The 16,866-nt window shown below is 61.3% G+C and carries 17 protein-coding genes; 6 read left to right on the top strand and 11 right to left on the bottom strand.

The annotated features are described in order from the left end of the window. Window positions 1-43: 43 nt before the first annotated feature. From CAK95_RS06225 to CAK95_RS06215, 3 genes are all read right to left on the bottom strand, one after another. Window positions 44-1,342 carry a TRAP transporter large permease gene (locus tag CAK95_RS06225; RefSeq protein ID WP_086087140.1) on the bottom strand — a complete coding sequence of 433 codons (1,299 nt, stop codon included), beginning with the start codon at window positions 1,340-1,342 and terminating at the stop codon, window positions 44-46. Between the two features lie 10 nt (window positions 1,343-1,352). Further along, window positions 1,353-1,850, bottom strand: a complete 498-nt coding sequence (locus CAK95_RS06220) for a TRAP transporter small permease (protein ID WP_425349698.1) — start codon at window positions 1,848-1,850, stop codon at window positions 1,353-1,355. Between the two features lie 153 nt (window positions 1,851-2,003). Next, complete coding sequence (locus CAK95_RS06215) at window positions 2,004-3,035, bottom strand: TRAP transporter substrate-binding protein (RefSeq protein ID WP_086091226.1); 1,032 nt, start codon at window positions 3,033-3,035, stop codon at window positions 2,004-2,006. A 243-nt stretch (window positions 3,036-3,278) separates the two neighbouring features. On the opposite strand from CAK95_RS06215, the gene CAK95_RS06210 reads away from it, so the two are divergent. Then, window positions 3,279-3,782 carry a MarR family winged helix-turn-helix transcriptional regulator gene (locus CAK95_RS06210; RefSeq protein ID WP_086087139.1) on the top strand — a complete coding sequence of 168 codons (504 nt, stop codon included), beginning with the start codon at window positions 3,279-3,281 and terminating at the stop codon, window positions 3,780-3,782. Between the two features lie 122 nt (window positions 3,783-3,904). On the opposite strand, the gene CAK95_RS06205 is transcribed toward CAK95_RS06210, so the two are convergent. From CAK95_RS06205 to CAK95_RS06180, 6 genes are all read right to left on the bottom strand, one after another. Then, on the bottom strand, window positions 3,905-4,327 hold the full coding sequence (locus tag CAK95_RS06205; RefSeq protein WP_086087138.1) for an acyl-CoA thioesterase: 423 nt from the start codon (window positions 4,325-4,327) through the stop codon (window positions 3,905-3,907). A gap of 121 nt (window positions 4,328-4,448) precedes the next feature. Beyond that, complete coding sequence (locus CAK95_RS06200; protein ID WP_086087137.1) at window positions 4,449-5,210, bottom strand: SDR family NAD(P)-dependent oxidoreductase; 762 nt, start codon at window positions 5,208-5,210, stop codon at window positions 4,449-4,451. 145 nt (window positions 5,211-5,355) lie between these two features. Beyond that, window positions 5,356-6,609, bottom strand: a complete 1,254-nt coding sequence (locus tag CAK95_RS06195; RefSeq protein WP_086087136.1) for a thiolase family protein — start codon at window positions 6,607-6,609, stop codon at window positions 5,356-5,358. Between the two features lie 3 nt (window positions 6,610-6,612). Continuing rightward, entirely contained in the window at window positions 6,613-8,496 is a 1,884-nt protein-coding gene (locus CAK95_RS06190) for a feruloyl-CoA synthase (protein ID WP_086087135.1), read from the bottom strand. Window positions 8,497-8,531: 35 nt separating this feature from the next. Beyond that, window positions 8,532-9,338, bottom strand: a complete 807-nt coding sequence (locus CAK95_RS06185; RefSeq protein WP_086087134.1) for a crotonase/enoyl-CoA hydratase family protein — start codon at window positions 9,336-9,338, stop codon at window positions 8,532-8,534. A gap of 289 nt (window positions 9,339-9,627) precedes the next feature. Next, a complete protein-coding gene (locus CAK95_RS06180; protein WP_198343811.1) occupies window positions 9,628-10,248 on the bottom strand; it encodes a DUF3237 domain-containing protein in 621 nt (206 codons plus the stop codon). Here CAK95_RS06180 and CAK95_RS06175 point away from each other — a divergent pair. The 5 genes from CAK95_RS06175 (at window position 10,213) to pcaG (ending at window position 14,561) form a co-directional block, all read left to right on the top strand. Continuing rightward, complete coding sequence (locus tag CAK95_RS06175; protein ID WP_086087133.1) at window positions 10,213-11,073, top strand: CoA transferase subunit A; 861 nt, start codon at window positions 10,213-10,215, stop codon at window positions 11,071-11,073. The genes CAK95_RS06180 and CAK95_RS06175 overlap by 36 nt on opposite strands. 5 nt (window positions 11,074-11,078) lie before the next feature. Next, entirely contained in the window at window positions 11,079-11,849 is a 771-nt protein-coding gene (locus tag CAK95_RS06170; RefSeq protein WP_086087132.1) for a CoA-transferase subunit beta, read from the top strand. A gap of 69 nt (window positions 11,850-11,918) precedes the next feature. Next, window positions 11,919-13,127, top strand: coding sequence for a 3-oxoadipyl-CoA thiolase (gene pcaF, locus CAK95_RS06165; RefSeq protein WP_086087131.1), 1,209 nt, complete (start codon window positions 11,919-11,921; stop codon window positions 13,125-13,127). Window positions 13,128-13,257: 130 nt separating this feature from the next. Continuing rightward, a complete protein-coding gene (gene pcaH / locus CAK95_RS06160; RefSeq protein WP_086087130.1) occupies window positions 13,258-13,959 on the top strand; it encodes a protocatechuate 3,4-dioxygenase subunit beta in 702 nt (233 codons plus the stop codon). Further along, complete coding sequence (gene pcaG, locus CAK95_RS06155; protein ID WP_086087129.1) at window positions 13,959-14,561, top strand: protocatechuate 3,4-dioxygenase subunit alpha; 603 nt, start codon at window positions 13,959-13,961, stop codon at window positions 14,559-14,561. The genes pcaH and pcaG overlap by 1 nt, the downstream gene beginning before the upstream one ends. Window positions 14,562-14,667: 106 nt before the next feature. Here pcaG and CAK95_RS06150 read toward each other — a convergent pair whose 3' ends face one another. Further along, window positions 14,668-15,156: a cupin domain-containing protein gene (locus tag CAK95_RS06150; RefSeq protein WP_086087128.1), complete on the bottom strand. Its 489-nt coding sequence runs from the start codon at window positions 15,154-15,156 to the stop codon at window positions 14,668-14,670. Window positions 15,157-15,344: 188 nt separating this feature from the next. Further along, a complete protein-coding gene (ligM, locus tag CAK95_RS06145) occupies window positions 15,345-16,748 on the bottom strand; it encodes a vanillate/3-O-methylgallate O-demethylase (protein ID WP_086091224.1) in 1,404 nt (467 codons plus the stop codon). Window positions 16,749-16,866 lie beyond the last annotated feature (118 nt).

Below are 16,866 nucleotides of genomic sequence, written 5' to 3'. Positions count from 1 at the left end.
CTTTTCCGCTGGTTTTCAAGCAATCCGACGCAGGTCTGCCATCCTACATGTGGGACGGTAGCCAGGTCGCGAGGATCGGAAATGCCACCAGGATCACCAGCCGGATCAGGTCGGTGATGATGAATGGGATCACGCCCGCAAAGATGGTGGATATTTTCACATCCTCGAGCACGCTCTTGATGACGAAGATATTCATGCCCACCGGCGGATGGATCAGGCCGAGTTCCACCGTCATCACGACGACGATGCCGAACCAGATCGGATCGAAGCCCATCTCCTTGATCAGCGGGAAGATGATCGGAACCGTGAGAATGATCATCGCCAGCGCGTCCATCAGACAGCCGAGCAGGAGATACATCAAAAGGATCAGCGTCAGCACACCATAATTGCCGATGCCGAGACCGGTGAGGAACTCGGTCACCTTCTGCGGCGTCTGGGTGATGGTGAGGAAATAGCCGAACAGCAGCGCGCCGATCAGGATCGTGAACACCGCCGCGGTGGTGCGGGTGGTTTCCAGCAGGCAGCGCAGGATGTCCTTACCCGACAGCCGGCCGCGCAGGAGGCCGATGATGAAGGCGCCGCCGGCGCCTGCGCCCGCTGCCTCCGTCGCAGTGAAGATGCCGCCATAGAGGCCGCCGATAACGAAGGCGAACAGCAGCAGCGTCGCCCACACGCTCTTCACGCTTTCGACCCGCTCGGGCCAGCTTGCCTTCGGGCCGGTCGGCAGATAGCCGGGCCGCAGATAGCCAATGATGGTTACCGTGCTCGCATACATGATCACGGCAAGAATGCCGGGAATGACGCCGGCGACGAACAATTTGCCGATATCCTGCTCGGTGATGATGCCGTAGATCGCCAGCACGGTGGAGGGCGGGATCATGATGCCGAGCGTGCCGCCGGCGGCAATGACACCGGCCGAGAAGCTTTCCGGATATTTGAAACGCCGCATTTCCGGATAGGCGACGCGCGAGAAGGTGGCGGCGGTCGCGACGGAGGAGCCGCAGATCGCGGCAAAGCCGCCGCAGGCGAGAATGGTGGCGATGCCAAGGCCGCCGCGCAGATGGCCGATGAAAGCATTCGCAGCGCGGAACAATTCGCGGCTCATGCCCGATGTGGTGGCGAATGCGCCCATCAAAAGGAACAGCGGCACGACGGCGTAATTGAAGTCAGTCACCGTGCGCATCGTCGTATGGCCGACGATCTTCAGCGCAGGTCCAGCACTCGTCAGATAGCCGAAGCCGGCAACGCCGACGAGACCAAGCGCCATGCCGATCGGCACGCGCAGCAGCATCAGCGTGAAGAGCGAGACGAAGCCAATGATGGCGACAGCGTTGGTACTCATGGCGTCTTTCTCACTCGCCCGATTTCACGAGATCGGGCGTTTTCATCATTTCCGGATGGAAGATCAGCCGGTAGGTACGAACGCCGATCAGCAGCACGGCGGCAACGTCGCCGATCCAGGCGAGGGCGAAGAATGGCCAGACCGGCAATCGCAGATCGAATGTCGCCAAGTTTGAGGAATAGGTGCTCGAGACCTTGTCGAACAGCGTGTAGGTCTGCACCGTGACGACGAAGAGGAGGACCAGGGTCGCGAACACGTCGATGACGCGCTGCCAGTAGGGGCTGACATTGGCCCAGACCAGATCAACGGTGATATGCGTGCCGCGATAGCTTGTCGCCGCAATGCCCCAGAATATCAGGATGCCGAGCAGGAGCTGACCGAAATCGTAAGCGTCGGGGATCGTGTAGCCGAAGAAATATCGCAGCAGGACAGAGACGAAGACGTCGAGGGCCACGATGCCGATGAAAAAGGCGGCGATCCATTCGATCGAATCGATGAATCGATCCATGAATTTCGACACGATGTTTCCTCCCAAGACCCAACGCCGATATAACGGCGCACATTTTTTATTGGCCTGTCGGCTTTATTGGCCTGTTGGCATGACGGCGGGGGAGTGGTCCCCCGCCGTTGATTTCATTTCAACCGCGAAAAGCGAAAGGGATCAATAGGCGGCGTTGTGTTTCGCCAGCGAGTCTTTCAGCTCTTTCATGATCGCGTCGGGATTGCCGCCGGCCTTCTTCACATTGGCGGCCCACGCTTGCTGCAGCGGTTCCGCCGCCTTCTTCCATTCGGCGAGTTGTTCCGGCGTCAGCGGATAAACCTCGTGTGCGGGATCCGCCTTCAGCTTGGCAACACCAGCATGCTCGTAGTCGGCCCACGGCGTCGCAACCCGCAATGCCCACTCGTTGGTGCAGTGATCGTCGATCACTTTTTTCTGTGACGCCGACAACTGGGCGTAGGTGATGGGGCTGAACACAAACGCAAAGGTGGTCGCATAGAGCGGCGCATCGATGTGATACTTGGTCACCCGGTCGATACCGAACAGCGGCACCGAGCCCCACGGGAAGGTGACGGCCTCGGCCACACCCTTTTCCAGAATGTCCCGCACCTCCGGCGCGCTCGATTGAACATTGGAGCCGCCGAGCTGCGATACGAATTGCGCCATCGTTGCGTGTGCGGGGCGAATCTTCATGCCCTTGACGTCACCCGGCACGACGATTTTTTTGGTCTTGGAATGAAACGAGCCGGGATCGTGGAAGAAGGCGAGGCAAAATTTGACGTCCTTCATTTCCTTGTCGGCGTATTTCCGATACCAGGCGTCGAAGCCTTGCGAGCCGCCCTTGGCATTGGTGATCAGGAACGGCAATTCACCGGCGCCGATGATCGGGAACCGGCCCGGCTGATATCCCGGATTGATGTAGGTGAGGTCGGCGATGCCGTCGCGCGCCATATCGTAATGGTCGAAAGCCTTGCCGAGCTGCTGCGACGGATAAACCTTGAACTTCAGGGTGCCACCCGAGGCCTTTTCCACCGACGTGCCCCAGTCTTCCAGGGCTTTTTGCAGCGGATGGGACGGTGGCACCCAATGGGCAAGCTTCAGTTCGAAGGTCTTGTCTTGAGCGATTGCAGGCGAAACGGCGAGCGTGAGCGCACCGGCGGCCGCGCAAATTAAATGCGTTAAGCGAAGAGACATACGCAATTCCTCCTGGACTGCATTCGCCCACATTACGGGGCTTGTTCTGGACGCGGGATGCGTTTGCCCGCATTGTAAGGGAGATTAGTTGGATATAAAACAATTTTTCAATCCAGCGCGTTTTTGAGCGAAGTGGGCACCGGTTCGCTTGAAGAAAACGCGTCAAAACAAAAAGCTGGAGCCCCGGCTTCGATTCGATCAAGGCCGGAAAGGCTCGGGCCTTTCGTTGCGGGAGGGAAGGCGATGACGCCGCGTCAGACGGCTGCTCTAAAAAAAGTCGACGCTGATTCCGCAGCGCGGGACGGCGTTAACGATGTTATCGATATCGGCATGCTCGACGACTGGATCGGCTTTCATCTGCGCATGGCGCAGATTGCGTCGTTCCAGTCCTTTGCCCGGCACGCGCAGGGCATCGAACTCAGCCCGGGGCGTTTTGCCGCGCTGGTGCTGATCGATCGCAATCCCGGCATCAGCCAGACGGCGCTCAGCCGCGCCATCGGCAGCGACAAGTCGACGCTGACGCCTGTGCTCGATAGCCTCGTCAAGCGCGGGCTGGTCAGCCGCGAGCGCACGCATAACGATCGGCGGCTTTACGAATTGAAGCTGACGGATGCGGGAAAGAACGTGATGCGCGCCATGCACGAGCATGCGCAGCAACACGAAAAAAATCTCGATACGATTGTGGGACCGAAGGACCGGGCGCTGTTCCTGAAGATCCTGCGGAAGATTGCAGCGACGAGGGAGTAGGAGAAGGCTCCCAACTATCAGTGTTGTCGTCCCCGCGAAGGCGGGGACCCAGAGCGATGAAAAAAGGCATCTTGCGAAGTGCTGGATTCCCGCCTTCGCGGGAATGAGCGGAGTATGGAGCGCTACTCGCCCCGAAACTTCGCCGCCAGATCCTCCGGCAGCGGGTGCGACTTGATCCTGGTCTTGTCGTCGGCGGCGCCTTTCACCCAGGCCCGGACTTCGTTTGCTTCGACGGCGATCTTGACGCCCTTCTTCAGCTCGTGGCGAATTTCGAAGCTCGAACGGCCGACGCGCGTGAATGTGGATTCGATCTCCACCGTGTCGCCGAAGATGTTCGGGATCATGAACTTTGCTTGCGTCGAGAGCACCGGATAGCCGGCGAAGTCGTAATGCTTGAGCAATTGCGGCTTGGTAAGCCCCGACGCCTTCGAAATCAGCATCGTCGTGTTGTGATCGAACATGGCAAAATAGCGTGGATAGAAAACGATTCCCGCCGGATCGCAATCGCCCCATTCGATCTGCAGGCTTCGGCTGTAGCTCAGCATGGCTTAGTTAGATTCCTCTGGATCCGTTCGTCCCCGCGAAAGCGGGGACCCAGGCTTTCTGGATTCCCGCTTGCGCGGGAATGAACGGAGAGTGTGCCTCGCGGCGTGAATAGCAAACGCTTCACCGTGGCGCCATGCGCAGCGCGCCATCGATGCGGATGACTTCGCCGTTCAGATAGCCGTTTTGCACGATGAATAAAGCAAGCTCGGCATATTCCTCCGGCCGGCCCAATCGCGGCGGGAACGGCACCGAGGCGCCGAGGCTCTTCTGCGCCTCCTCGGGAAGTGACGACAACATCGGCGTGTGGAAGATGCCGGGCGCAATCGCCATCACGCGAATGCCGAATTGCGCGAACTCGCGCGCGGCCGGCATGGTCAGCGCCGCAACGCCGCCTTTCGACGAGGCATAAGCAGCCTGGCCGATCTGCCCTTCGAACGCTGCCACCGACGCGGTCGAGATGATGACGCCGCGCTCACCTTCGGCCAAAGCTTCGGCTTTGCTGAGCGGTGCCGCGAACAGCCGCATCATGTTGAAGGTGCCGATCAGGTTGATCTCGATCACTTTCTTGTAGTCCGCGAGCGGCATCGGACCGTCGCGGCCGACGATGCGCTTGGGCGGTCCGATGCCGGCGCAATTCACCAGCACGCGGCCGACGCCGTATGTCTTGTGAACCTCGGCCAGCGCGTCCGCCGCACTCTGCTCGTCGGTGACGTCGCATTTGACCGCGATGCCGCCGAGCTTGGCGGCGAGTTGCTCGGCCACGCCGACATTGATGTCGAGCAGCGCGACTTTCGCACCGGCCTTTGCGAAGGCTTCCGCGGTGGCGGCGCCGAGCCCCGATGCGCCGCCGGTAATGATCGCGGTCTGTCCTTTGATGTCCATGCTTCTATCTCGACCTATTCCGCCCTCTCGATCCGCTCGTCCCCGCGAAGGCGGGGACCCAGAAATGGTTGACTGGATTCCCGCTTTCGCGGGAATGAGCGGGGATAGAGTGTGCCCAAAGATTCAAGTGTGAATGCTCTAGTTCTTATGCCGTCACAGCCTCAACATTCTCAATCAACAGCGCGATGCCCTGACCGCCGCCGATGCAGGCCGAGGAGATGCCGTAGCGCAAACCCTTGCGCTTGAGTTCGCGCGCCAGTGTTGTCGTCAGCCGCACGCCGGTGGCGCCAAGCGGGTGGCCGATGGCAATGGCGCCGCCATTGACGTTGAGCTTGTCCTCGTCGATGCCGAGTTCGCGCGCGCAGGCCATCACCTGCGCGCCGAAGGCTTCGTTGATCTCGAATCGGTCGATGTCGGAGAGCTTGAGCCCCGCGCGCTCCAGCACCGACTTGATCGCCGGCACCGGGCCGATGCCCATGATTTCCGGCAGCACACCGACGGCGGCGGACGCAAGGATGCGCGCCAGCGGCGTCTTGCCGTTTTTCTTCAGGTAGTCCGAGTTGGCAACGAGTGCCGCCGCGGCGCCATCGACGATCGCCGACGAATTGCCGCCGGTCTGCACGCCGCCGAAGGCCGGTTTGATCTTGGCCAGCGACTCCGCGGGTGATGGCCGCACATGCGTGTCGGCTTTGACCTCCGGCGTTTTGCCGGACAGCCTGATGCCGCGCGATTCATAGCCGGGCAGTTCGAACGTCTCCGACGTCACCGGCACGATCTCGCCGTCGAGGAAGCCGTCCTGCTGCGCCGCCAGTGCGCGATCGAAGCTGCGCGCGGCAAAAGCGTCCACGTCGCTGCGGGTGATCTGATATTGCCGCGCGAGGTTTTCCGCGGTGTCGCCCATCGTGACCTTCGCGGCGGGATCGAGCAACGCTTCCCACAGGAAGTCCTTGAACTCGACCTGTCCCATGCGAAAGCCGCCGCGGCTCGTGTAGGACGCGACCGGATTGCGGCTCATCGATTCGGTGCCGACGCACAGCGCAAGATCGGTGCGGCCGAGCGACACCGCGTCCGATGCCTGCGACAGCGCCTCGATGCCGGTGCCGCAGACACGCTGCACATGATGCGCCGGCGTCTCAACCGGCACGCCGGAATAAAGGCCGATATGGCGCGGCAGCATGTAGGCGTCGAAGCTCGCCTGCGCCATGTTGCCGGTGATGACGGTGCCGACATCTTCCGCCTTCGCGCCCGCGCGTTTGAGCACTTCGCGGCCGACCTTGATGCCGAGATCGATCGGCGACACGGACGCAAGCGGGCCGTTATAGTCGGCGAAGGGCGTGCGCACGCCCTCAACCAGCCATGCGTCGGTGAAGGTCGTGCCGATGCCGGGCGTCCTGCTCATAAGTTATTGTCCGGTTGTGACGTCGATGATGTGCGGCGCCGATACCGGCCCATAAAGCTCCTCGACCAGCCTGGCTCTTCGCGTCAGCACCGCGCGCTGATTGATCGAGCCCTTGTCCGTCATTTCGCCGGCATCGAGCGATGGCGGCTCGCTCATCAGCAGCGCGCGGCAGACGCGGTTTGAACTGCCGGTGCTTTTCTTGGCGAGGTCGGACAAGACACTCTGCAATTGCTGGCGCACATTATCGTGCGTCAGCACGTCCTCAAGAGGCGCGTCCTGCGGCAGGCCGGCTAATTGGCGGCAGGCATCGATATTCGGGAACACGAGAATGCGGATATCGTCACGGTCGGCGCCGGCAATGACGACGTCGCGGACATAGGGTGCGAGGGCATCGATCAGCTTGGCGCGCAGCGGGCCGACGCTGACCCATGTGCCGGTGGCAAGCTTGAAGTCTTCAGCAACGCGGCCATCGAACAGCAAACCCTTCGACGGGTCGGACGGATCATCGAACTTGAAGGCATCGCCGAGCTTGTAGAAGCCTTCCTCGTCGAACGCCTTCGCCGTCAGGTCCGGCTGTCGCCAATAGCCCGGCGTGATGTTCGGTCCCTTCACCCGCGCTTCGAGCTTGCCGTCGACCGGCACGAGCTTCAGATCGCTGCCGGGAACCAGCACGCCCATATTGGTGGAATTCGCCGCTGGCTGCGTGCGCGCGAATACGCCGGGCGCGGTCTCGGTCGATCCGAAGCCGGTCAGGAAATGAATGCGCTCGCCGATGGTCTGCAGCGCCAGATCCTGCATCTCGTCGAAAACCGGCTGCGACAACGCTGCGCCTGCGAACCACAGCACTTTCAGCCGGCTGAAGAAGTTCTGGCGAAGCTGCGCATCGCTGCGCAGGAACGGCAGCAAGGCTTCGAAGCCTTTCGGTACATTGAAATAGAAAGTCGGTGCGACCTCTTTCAGGTTGCGCACGGTGATGTCGATCGCGCCCGGCAGCGGCTTGCCTTCGTCGATATAGAAGGTGCCGCCGTTATAGAGGATCAGACCGACATCGTGATTGCCGCCGGCGGTGTGATGCCAGGGCGCCCAGTCCAGCGTCACCGGCGGCTCATCCTGGAAGCAGGCCAGGCGCGACACCATCGCGACCTGGTTCGAGCACATCATGCGCTGGGTATTGATCACGCCTTTGGGCTGGCCGGTCGAGCCGGAGGTGAACAGGAATTTCGCGATCGTGCCGGGGCCAACGCTGAGATGGGCCTCGTCGATGCGCGGTGTCGGCGGCGTTTTCGCCAGTTGTTCGAAGGTGAGCGCCGGACGCGATGACGGCGCATTGCGCGTCACCACGAGTTCGACATCCTGCGGCACCACTGTCTCGATCGCGCGCGCGAAAGCCTGGCCGTCCGAGGCGAAAACAAGCCCCGGCGTCAGCAGATTGAAGATGTGCTTGAGCTTGCCGAAATCGGTCGAGACCAGCGAATAGGCCGGCGAGATGGGTGCATAGGCGATGCCGGCATAGAGACACGCAAGGCCGATCATCGCATGTTCGAGGTCGTTGCCGGACAGGATCACGACCGGCCGTTCCGCCGAGAGATTGCGATCGAGCAACGCTTCGCCGATGCTGCGCGCGGTATTCAATGCCTGCGCGTATGAGATTCTGCGCCAGCCGCCGTCCGCGTCACGGCCCGCAAACAGCGTCACGTCCGGCGTCTTCTGTGCCCAGTAAACCAGGCGATCCGTCAGGCGATCGGGATAGGGCCCGAGCGGCTGGAGAGGTTTCAGCAGAATTGAGCCGTCAGCCCGGTGCGTGACCTCAAGGTCAGGCTGTTCCAGCCGTACCTTGCGATACGGGGCCGCAGACGCGGGATCGGCTTGGCGCAGTGCATCCGCCATTTGTTTCCACCCTGTTCGGCGCCATTATTTTTTTGTCAGCCCTTGTTGTGCAGGGCTTTCGGCGCTCGTTTTTCCAAAAAGTCCTTCAGGCGCGATTGAGCCTCGTCGCTTCCGGACGCAATCGCGGCCATCAACGATTCCATCATATAGCCGCCGGGCCGGTCGATATCGGCGATGCGCGGTAGCGCATGCATCACGGCATAATTGGTCATGCGCGTATTCGCCGCAACGCGCTGCGCAAGTTCGATGCCTTTGTCGAGGCCGGCGCCATTCTCGACAAGATAATGCGACAGCCCGAGCGCAAGGCCTTCCTCGGCGCCATAGGTGCGGCCGGTCAGCATCATGTCCATCATTCGCGATGCGCCGATCAGCCGCGGAATGCGCACCGAACCGCCGCCGCCGACATAGATGCCGCGCACACCTTCCGGCAGCGCATAATAGGCCGACTTTTCCGACACCCGGACATGGCAGGCCGCGGCGATTTCGAGCCCGCCGCCGACAACTGCGCCATGCAGCACGGCGATCACCGGCACCTTGCCGAATTCAAACAGATCGAACACGCGATGCCAGTTGCGTGAGTGATGCACCGACTCGACGGTGTTGCGCACCGTCAGTTCCGAAAGATCGAGCCCGGCCGAAAAATGATCGCCTTCGCCATACAGGACGACCGCCCGGATATCCTCCGGCAGCCCGGCGAAATAGGTCTCGATACCGTTGACCAGCGTATCGTTGAGCGCGTTGCGCTTTTCCGGCCGCGACAGCTTTAGAAAGCCGATATCGCCGTCACGTTCGGCGGTGACGGCCGTCGGAAGGCCGGGAATATCGAGCTTGATCCTTGGCATTGGTCCCTACGAGGCTGGCCTGGCCGGCCAGCCGGATAATTGTTGTCTTTGACAACAAATTCCCGAAATGACGGCCCGGGTCAAGCCCCATCCTTGCAGGTATGGAGCTTTACCCTCCCCTGGAGGGGGAGGGTCGCTCGCCGGAGCGAAGCGACGGGTGAGCGGGGTGGGGTGAGTGGCGCACATGATTTGCCCCGAAGGGTCACCCCACCCCGTCGCGCATCTCACTTGTGTTCCATGCGCGCCGACCCTCCCCCTCCAGGGGAGGGTGATCGAGCACGTGGCTTGCTTACAAAACCTCATAAACATCAAGCTTGACGGCATTTCTTTCCCGCTGCCCACGGGCAATCGCGATCACGCGATTCATCCAGTCGAGCGTTTGGTCGCCAGTTTCAAATCGCATTGCAGTGCGGAAATAATAAAGCGACGGGTCGACGGTTTCGCCGGTCAACAATCGTGCCAGCACGTCGGGCGGCCCGTGCCGGACACCCTCGCTGCTGACCAGAATATAGGCGCCAGTATCGCTCTCGATCGTATAGCGCGCCTCGACATGGGCTGCGCCATCCGCCCGGATGAATTGCCAGTCGGCGCCGCCGGGTAAAATTTTGCCCGTCAATTTCGGGCCTTCGACCGTGCCACCCAGGATGTTGATGACCCGCCGTTCGCCGATGGGCGTCTTCCCAAAATGCAGGATATCGGCCAGTTCGGCGGTAATGCGAAGGATCGGTTCTGAGGAGATCAGGGTCATGGCATGCATGCCGTAAAGTATTGGACTTGAGCGGGATTCGCTGGCATTTGAGCCCTCCAGACCGGCTCCGTAAATTGAAAAATGAAAATATTTGTGCGTAGGTCTGCGCACGAGGAATCCGCTGATATGTCGCGTGTTATGTCGCTCGCCGAAGCCGTGCAATCGACCATCAAGGATGGCGATACGGTTGCGATGGAAGGCTTCACTCACCTGATCCCGCATGCCGCGGGCCACGAAATCATCCGCCAGGGCAAGAAGCATCTGACGCTTCTGCGCATGACCCCGGATCTGATCTACGATCAGATGATCGGCATGGGCTGCGCCGACAAGCTCATCTTCTCCTGGGGCGGCAATCCCGGCGTCGGTTCGCTGCATCGCCTGCGCGATGCGGTCGAGAAGGGCTGGCCGAACAAGCTCGAGATCGTCGAGCATTCGCATGCAGCGATGGCCAACGCCTACGCGGCCGGCGCGGCCGGTCTGCCGTTTACCGTATTTCGCGGTTACATCGGCACCGATCTGCCGAAGGTGAATCCGGCGATCAAGTTCATCGACTGTCCTTACACCGGCGAGCGACTTGCGACCGTTCCGGCACATCGTCCCGACGTTGCGGTGATCCACGCGCTGCGCGCCGACAAGGAAGGCAATGTCCTTCTTGAAGGCATTCTCGGCGTGCAGAAGGAAGCCGTGCTGGCGGCGAAGAAGTCGATCGTGACGGTGGAAGAGATCGTCGACGATTTCGGTCCGCGCAATCTCAACGCGGTGATCATCCCAAGCTGGGCGCTGGGCGCGATTGCGGTCGTGCCGGGTGGCGCGTTCCCGTCCTATGCGCAGGGCTATTACAAGCGCTTCAACGCTTTCTACAAGCAATGGGACGGCATCGCGCGCGAGCGCGACACGTTCCTCGCCTGGATGAAGGAGAATGTCCTCAACAAGACGCCTGAGGATTTCGCCCGTCATGTCGAAGGCCTGCGGACGGCAGCGGAGTGAGTGCGATGAATTACAAGCCCAATGAAATGATGACCATCGCCGCGGCGCGCGCGCTCAGGAACAGCGACGTGACCTTCGTCGGCATCGGCATGCCGTCGGCCGCCGCCAATCTCGCGCGCCTGACCCATGCGCCGGACATCACGCTGATCTACGAATCCGGCACGCTGGCGACCAAACCGACCGTGCTGCCGCTTTCGATCGGTGACGGCGAGTTGTGCGAGACCGCGCTGACCACGGTGTCGGTGCCGGAGATGTTTCGCTACTGGCTGCAGGGCGGCCGCATCACCGTCGGCTTTCTCGGCGGCGCGCAGATCGACAAATACGCCAATCTCAACACAACGGTTGTCGGTCCTTACGACAAGCCGAAGGTGCGTCTGCCGGGTGGCGGCGGCGCGCCGGAGATCGCGACGAGCTGCGGCGAGATCTTCATCATCATGGCGCAGGGCAAACGCTCGTTCGTCGAGAAGCTCGATTTCGTCACCTCGCTTGGCTATGGCGAGGGCGGCGATCATCGCGAGCGCCTTGGTGTGAAGACCAAAGGCCCGACCAAGCTCGTCACTGATCTGTGCGTGTTCGAGCCCGATCCCGTCACCAAGGAAATGACGGTGACATCGATTCATCCGGGCGTCACGCGTGAGCAGATCCAGGATGCGACCGGCTGGACCGTGAAATACGCGGACGAGGTCGCGGAGACGCCGGCGCCGACTGAAAAGGAACTGACTGTCTTGCGCGAATTGCATGCCCGGACTGCGCGGGCCCACGGCGAGGCGGCTTAGCGCGCCACCATATGAAGCGAAGGGTTTCTGCCTCCTCGTTCTGGGAGGTTGGAAGAAAGGCATATCAAGATGCGTGACGTTTTTCTGTGCGACGCGGCCCGGACTCCCATTGGCCGGTACGGCGGCTCGCTGTCCAAGGTGCGGACCGACGACCTTGCCGCAGCGCCGATCAAGGCGCTGATGAAGCGCAATCCGAATATTGACTGGGCGGCGCTCGACGAAGTGATCTTCGGCTGCGCCAACCAGGCCGGCGAAGACAACCGCAACGTCGCGCGCATGGCGCTGCTGCTGGCTGGCGTACCGGAGACTGTTCCGGGCATCACCGTAAATCGTCTCTGCGCGTCAGGCCTCAATGCGGTCGGCGATGCGGCCCGCGGCATCCGCGCCGGCGAGATCGATTTCGCCATTGCCGGCGGCGTCGAATCGATGACGCGCGCGCCCTTCGTGCAGGGCAAGGCAACTGAGGCTTTCTCGCGCTCGGCCGAGATCTTCGACACGACGATCGGCTGGCGTTTCATCAACCCGCTGATGAAGAAGCAATACGGCGTCGATTCGATGCCGGAGACGGGCGAAAATGTCGCCGAGGATTTCCAGGTGACCCGTGCCGATCAGGATTTGTTCGCGCTGCGCTCGCAGCAGCGCGCGGGCGCCGCACAAGCGGCCGGCTATTTCGCCGAAGAGATCATTCCGGTCGACGTGCCGGGTAAGAAAAGAGGCGAAGTGACGGTGTTCGACAAGGACGAGCACATCCGCGCTGATACGACGCTCGAGGCTTTGTCAAAGTTGAAGACGCCGTTCCGCGAGAACGGCTCGGTCACCGCCGGCAATGCGTCGGGCGTCAATGACGGCGCGGCGGCGATGATCCTCGCCTCCGAAGCGGCGATCAAGAAGCATGGCCTGACGCCGCGTGCGCGCATTCTTGGTCTCGCCTCAGCTGGCGTGCCGCCGCGCATCATGGGCATCGGTCCGGTGCCGTCGACGCGCAAGCTGATGGAGCGGCTCGGCCTGAAGATTTCCGATTTCGATCTGATCGAGCTCAACGAAGCCTTCGCCTCGCAAGGTCTGGCTGTGATGCGGCAGCTCGGGCTTCCCGACGATGCCGAGCACGTCAATCCGCATGGCGGTGCGATCGCGCTCGGCCATCCGCTCGGCATGTCCGGCGCGCGGCTGGCGATGACAGCGGCGCACGGGCTGGAAAAGCGCGGCGGCAAGAAAGCGCTGGCGACGATGTGCGTCGGCGTCGGGCAGGGCGTTTCGCTCGCGCTCGAACGGGTTTGAGATCTGCTGTCATTCCGGGGCGCGAGCAAGGCGAGCGAACCCGGAATCCAGTGAGGGGTGAGTATTTATCTGGATTCCGGGTCCGCTACTTCGCAGCGTCCCGGAATGACTAAAAAGGGAAACGAACAAGATGTCTTTGATCTACCCGCGGGACGGCCTCAGCGCTTACCCGAAGCATTTGACGCCGGACTACAAGAGCACGGTGAAGCGCTCGCCGACCAAGCCGCTGATCCTGATGCCGCATACCTTGTCGGAGATGACCGGGCCGATCTACGGCCACAATGCCATCGAGGAAAACGACAACGATCTGACCAAGCAGTTTCCCGGCGAGCCGCTCGGCGAACGCATCATCGTGCATGGCTATGTGCTCGATGAAGACAAGCGCCCGGTCGCCGATTCACTGGTCGAGCTGTGGCAGGCCAATGCCTGCGGCCGCTATGTGCATCTGGTCGACCAGCATCCGGCGCCGCTCGATCCGAATTTCACCGGCGCGGGCCGCACCGTCACCGACAAGAACGGCTATTACAAATTCATCACCATCAAGCCGGGCGCCTATCCGTGGGGCAACCATTACAATGCCTGGCGGCCGAACCACATCCACTTCTCGGTGTTCGGGCATTCGTTCCTGTCGCGTCTCGTCACGCAGATGTATTTCCCGGGCGATTATCTGTTCCCGTTCGATCCGATCTTCAATTCGGTGACCGACGAGCGCGATCGTGCCCGCATGGTCTCGACCTTCGATCTTGAAAACACCATTCCGGACTGGGCGCTCTGCTTCCGCTTCGATATCGTTCTGCGCGGCCGCGACAAGACTCCTGAGGATATGCACTGATGTCTGAACTCACCCCATCCCAGACCGTCGGCCCGTTCTATGCCTATGGCCTGACGCCGAAGGGCCGCGCCAAATGGGACCCGAACGGTCATTATGCCTGGAAGGAAACGATCGGCGACAATCTGATCACCGCCGATGTCATCGGCGATCGCATTCGCATTGAAGGCGGCATCTATGACGGCGACGGCAAGCCGATCCCCGACGCGATGCTGGAAATCTGGCAGGCCGACGGGCAGGGCCGCTATTCCAACGAACCGGGCAGCCGCAATCTCTCCAACGCCGCGTTCAAAGGCCACGGCCGATCGGCCTGCGACAAGGACGGCGTGTTCTCGTTCGACACCGTGAAGCCCGGCCCGGTCGCCGGCCCGAACGGCACGATGCAGGCGCCGCATGTCGTGGTCTGCATCTTCGGTCGCGGCATGCTGCGTCAGGTCTATACGCGCCTGTATTTCGACGGCGAAGCCGCCAATGGGAATGACCCGATCCTGGCGCTGGTGCCGGCCGATCGCCGCGACACGCTGATCGCGAAGAAAAACGGTTCGACCTATCGCTTCGACATCCATATGCAGGGCGACAAGGAAACGGTGTTTTTCGACGTGTGAGTCTGTTTCATTGAAGGCGTAGGGTGGGTTAGCGTCAGCGTAACCCACCATCTGCACAGCGGTGGGTTACGCCTTCGGCTAACCCACCCTACGCAGTTGATGCCCCTCAATATGCTCGCCCGTCCTTATGCGCAAAGATCCACTTGCCGTCCGGACCCAGCACGGCCTTGATATCATCGTTCGGATAGCTGCCCTCGTCGCCGGGCGTACGGTCGCCAATTTCGAGATAGATTACATCGCGGTTCGTTCGATTGACCAGATGATGCGCGAGACCGGCGGCCGGAAAGCCGGCGCATAGGCCGGGTGAAAGCTGCACTTCGCCCTGGTCGGTCACGAGTGTCGGTTCGCCTTCGAGAATGTAGACGAATTCGTCCTGCTTGCTGTGCCGGTGCAGCAGCGCCGACTCGCCGCCCGGCGCGAGCTTTGTCAGATTGACGCCGAAATTCTTCAGTCCGAACAGGTCGCCGAGCGGCCGCTTCTCGCGCTTTAACATGCGGCTGAAGAAGGGCTCGGGATAGTTCGATGGCTTGCTGCGCGGCGGGGCGTCTTTCGCGTTGATAGCGAGTGGCGCGGTTGGCTTAGTGGCGTCTGTCATCAGCTTGCTTATCCGCTGCCGTGCCCGCGAAGCGGCACCACGGTTCTGGAATATGGCCTTCCGCTTTCGCGGGGGCGACTGTATTTTTTGAATGACTCCGATCAAAAAACACAATGAAAAAGCCCCCGTGCATCGCACGGGGGCTTTCTCCTTTTCGCAGCCTGTTGGCGTCGACGATTACGCCGGCATCAAGCGGCCTGATGACGCCACTTGCCTTCGTAGCCTTCGCGCACTTCTGCGGCATATGGCGTCGGGCCGACAACGACCTTGATCTCGGTCTGCTTGTGGCGCTCGACGGTGGTCTTCTTGGTGCCGCCGTTCTCTTCGCCCCAGACGAGGGTCAGTTCGGTGCCTGGCTTTGCGAATTCTTCCTCGACCCAGCCGAGCGACAGCATCTTGCGCTCGTTGAACGAGTAGCCGGAGAACATCGAGGCGCCGACCATCTTGCCGCCCTTCGCCATGATCGTGTCATAGGACGAGGAGGCATAATTCGACAGCGGCAGATCGATGAACTTGTAGTTCTCGCCGGCGGGCGCGAACATCGACGCATTGATGCGGTTCACATCGTCGTTGTCCCAGGCGAACGTCACCTTCTTGCGATTGTTCTTGCCTTCCATCGCCTTCAGGGCATCGGAGCCGATGAAGTCGTGGTCGAACTTGGTGAAGGTGTTGTAGCCGAGCTCGTATGGCGAGGTGTAATAGTCCTCGATGTTCTTCGACACGAACGAGCCGCCGAGGCCGGCAACGGCTTCATAGCTCGTGGCCGGCAGCCACTCGCGATAGGCCTTCAGCTTGTCGCCGGTATAGATCGCCGGAACCGGCGAGGGGATCCAGCCCGATTCCAGCGTATTGGTGGCGTAAGCGCGCGAGCCGACCGGCACGATGCCGAAATCCTTGCCGGCTTCGAGGATGGCGTTGCGGACTTCGTCGCCCTCTTCGTAAGGGCCCCAGATTTCGAGGCCTGGCGCACCGGCCATGCCATGACGCAGCGCGCGGATCTTGCGGCCGGCCATCGTCACATAGCCCATGTTGAAGAACTTGATGTCCGGGAAGGTGCCGCCGGTCAGCTTCTTGATCACGTCCTGGGCGTTCGGGCCCTGGATCTGATAGCGATAGAAGCTGCGCGTGACAGGCTTACCCATCGGACGCGACGGCGAACGGTCGTCGTATTGGGTCTCGACGTCATAGCCGCCGGTCTTGGCGTGGAATTCGATCCAGTTCGCGGCCGGGTTGCGGCCGACATAGACGAGTTCGTTTTCGGCGAGATAGAACAGGATGCCATCGCCGATCACATGGCCATACGGTGTGACGGGCGCGAATTGCTTTGCCTTGTCGATGGTGAAATTCTTGAACGAGTTGGTCGAGAGGTAGGAGAGCAGTTTCACCGCATCCTTGCCGCGCACGAACAGGTTCACCATGTGGTGTGACTGATCGAACAGGACGCAGGTGTCGCGCCACGCGCGTTGCTCGTCGCGCCAGTTGGTGAATTCGGGCGCAACGACCGGATAAACATAGGCGCCGATCTGCGAGTTGCGCATCATGTCGACCGTATTACCGGCCGCCTTGAGTTTTTCTTCCAGGTTCTTAGCCATCGTCACTTCCTCCGACTGATTGGTATTCTCGAAAAATGGGTCCACATGGCATCCGGCGGCCGCAGCGGAGATTAAACCCGCTTTCGATCATTTCGACGGAATTTGCACGTGGGTGTAT

This window comes from Pseudorhodoplanes sinuspersici (assembly GCF_002119765.1).
Taxonomy (GTDB): domain Bacteria; phylum Pseudomonadota; class Alphaproteobacteria; order Rhizobiales; family Xanthobacteraceae; genus Pseudorhodoplanes; species Pseudorhodoplanes sinuspersici.
The sequence above is the reverse complement of the archived record's forward strand: the minus strand, read 5'-3'. Positions and strand labels throughout refer to the sequence as shown.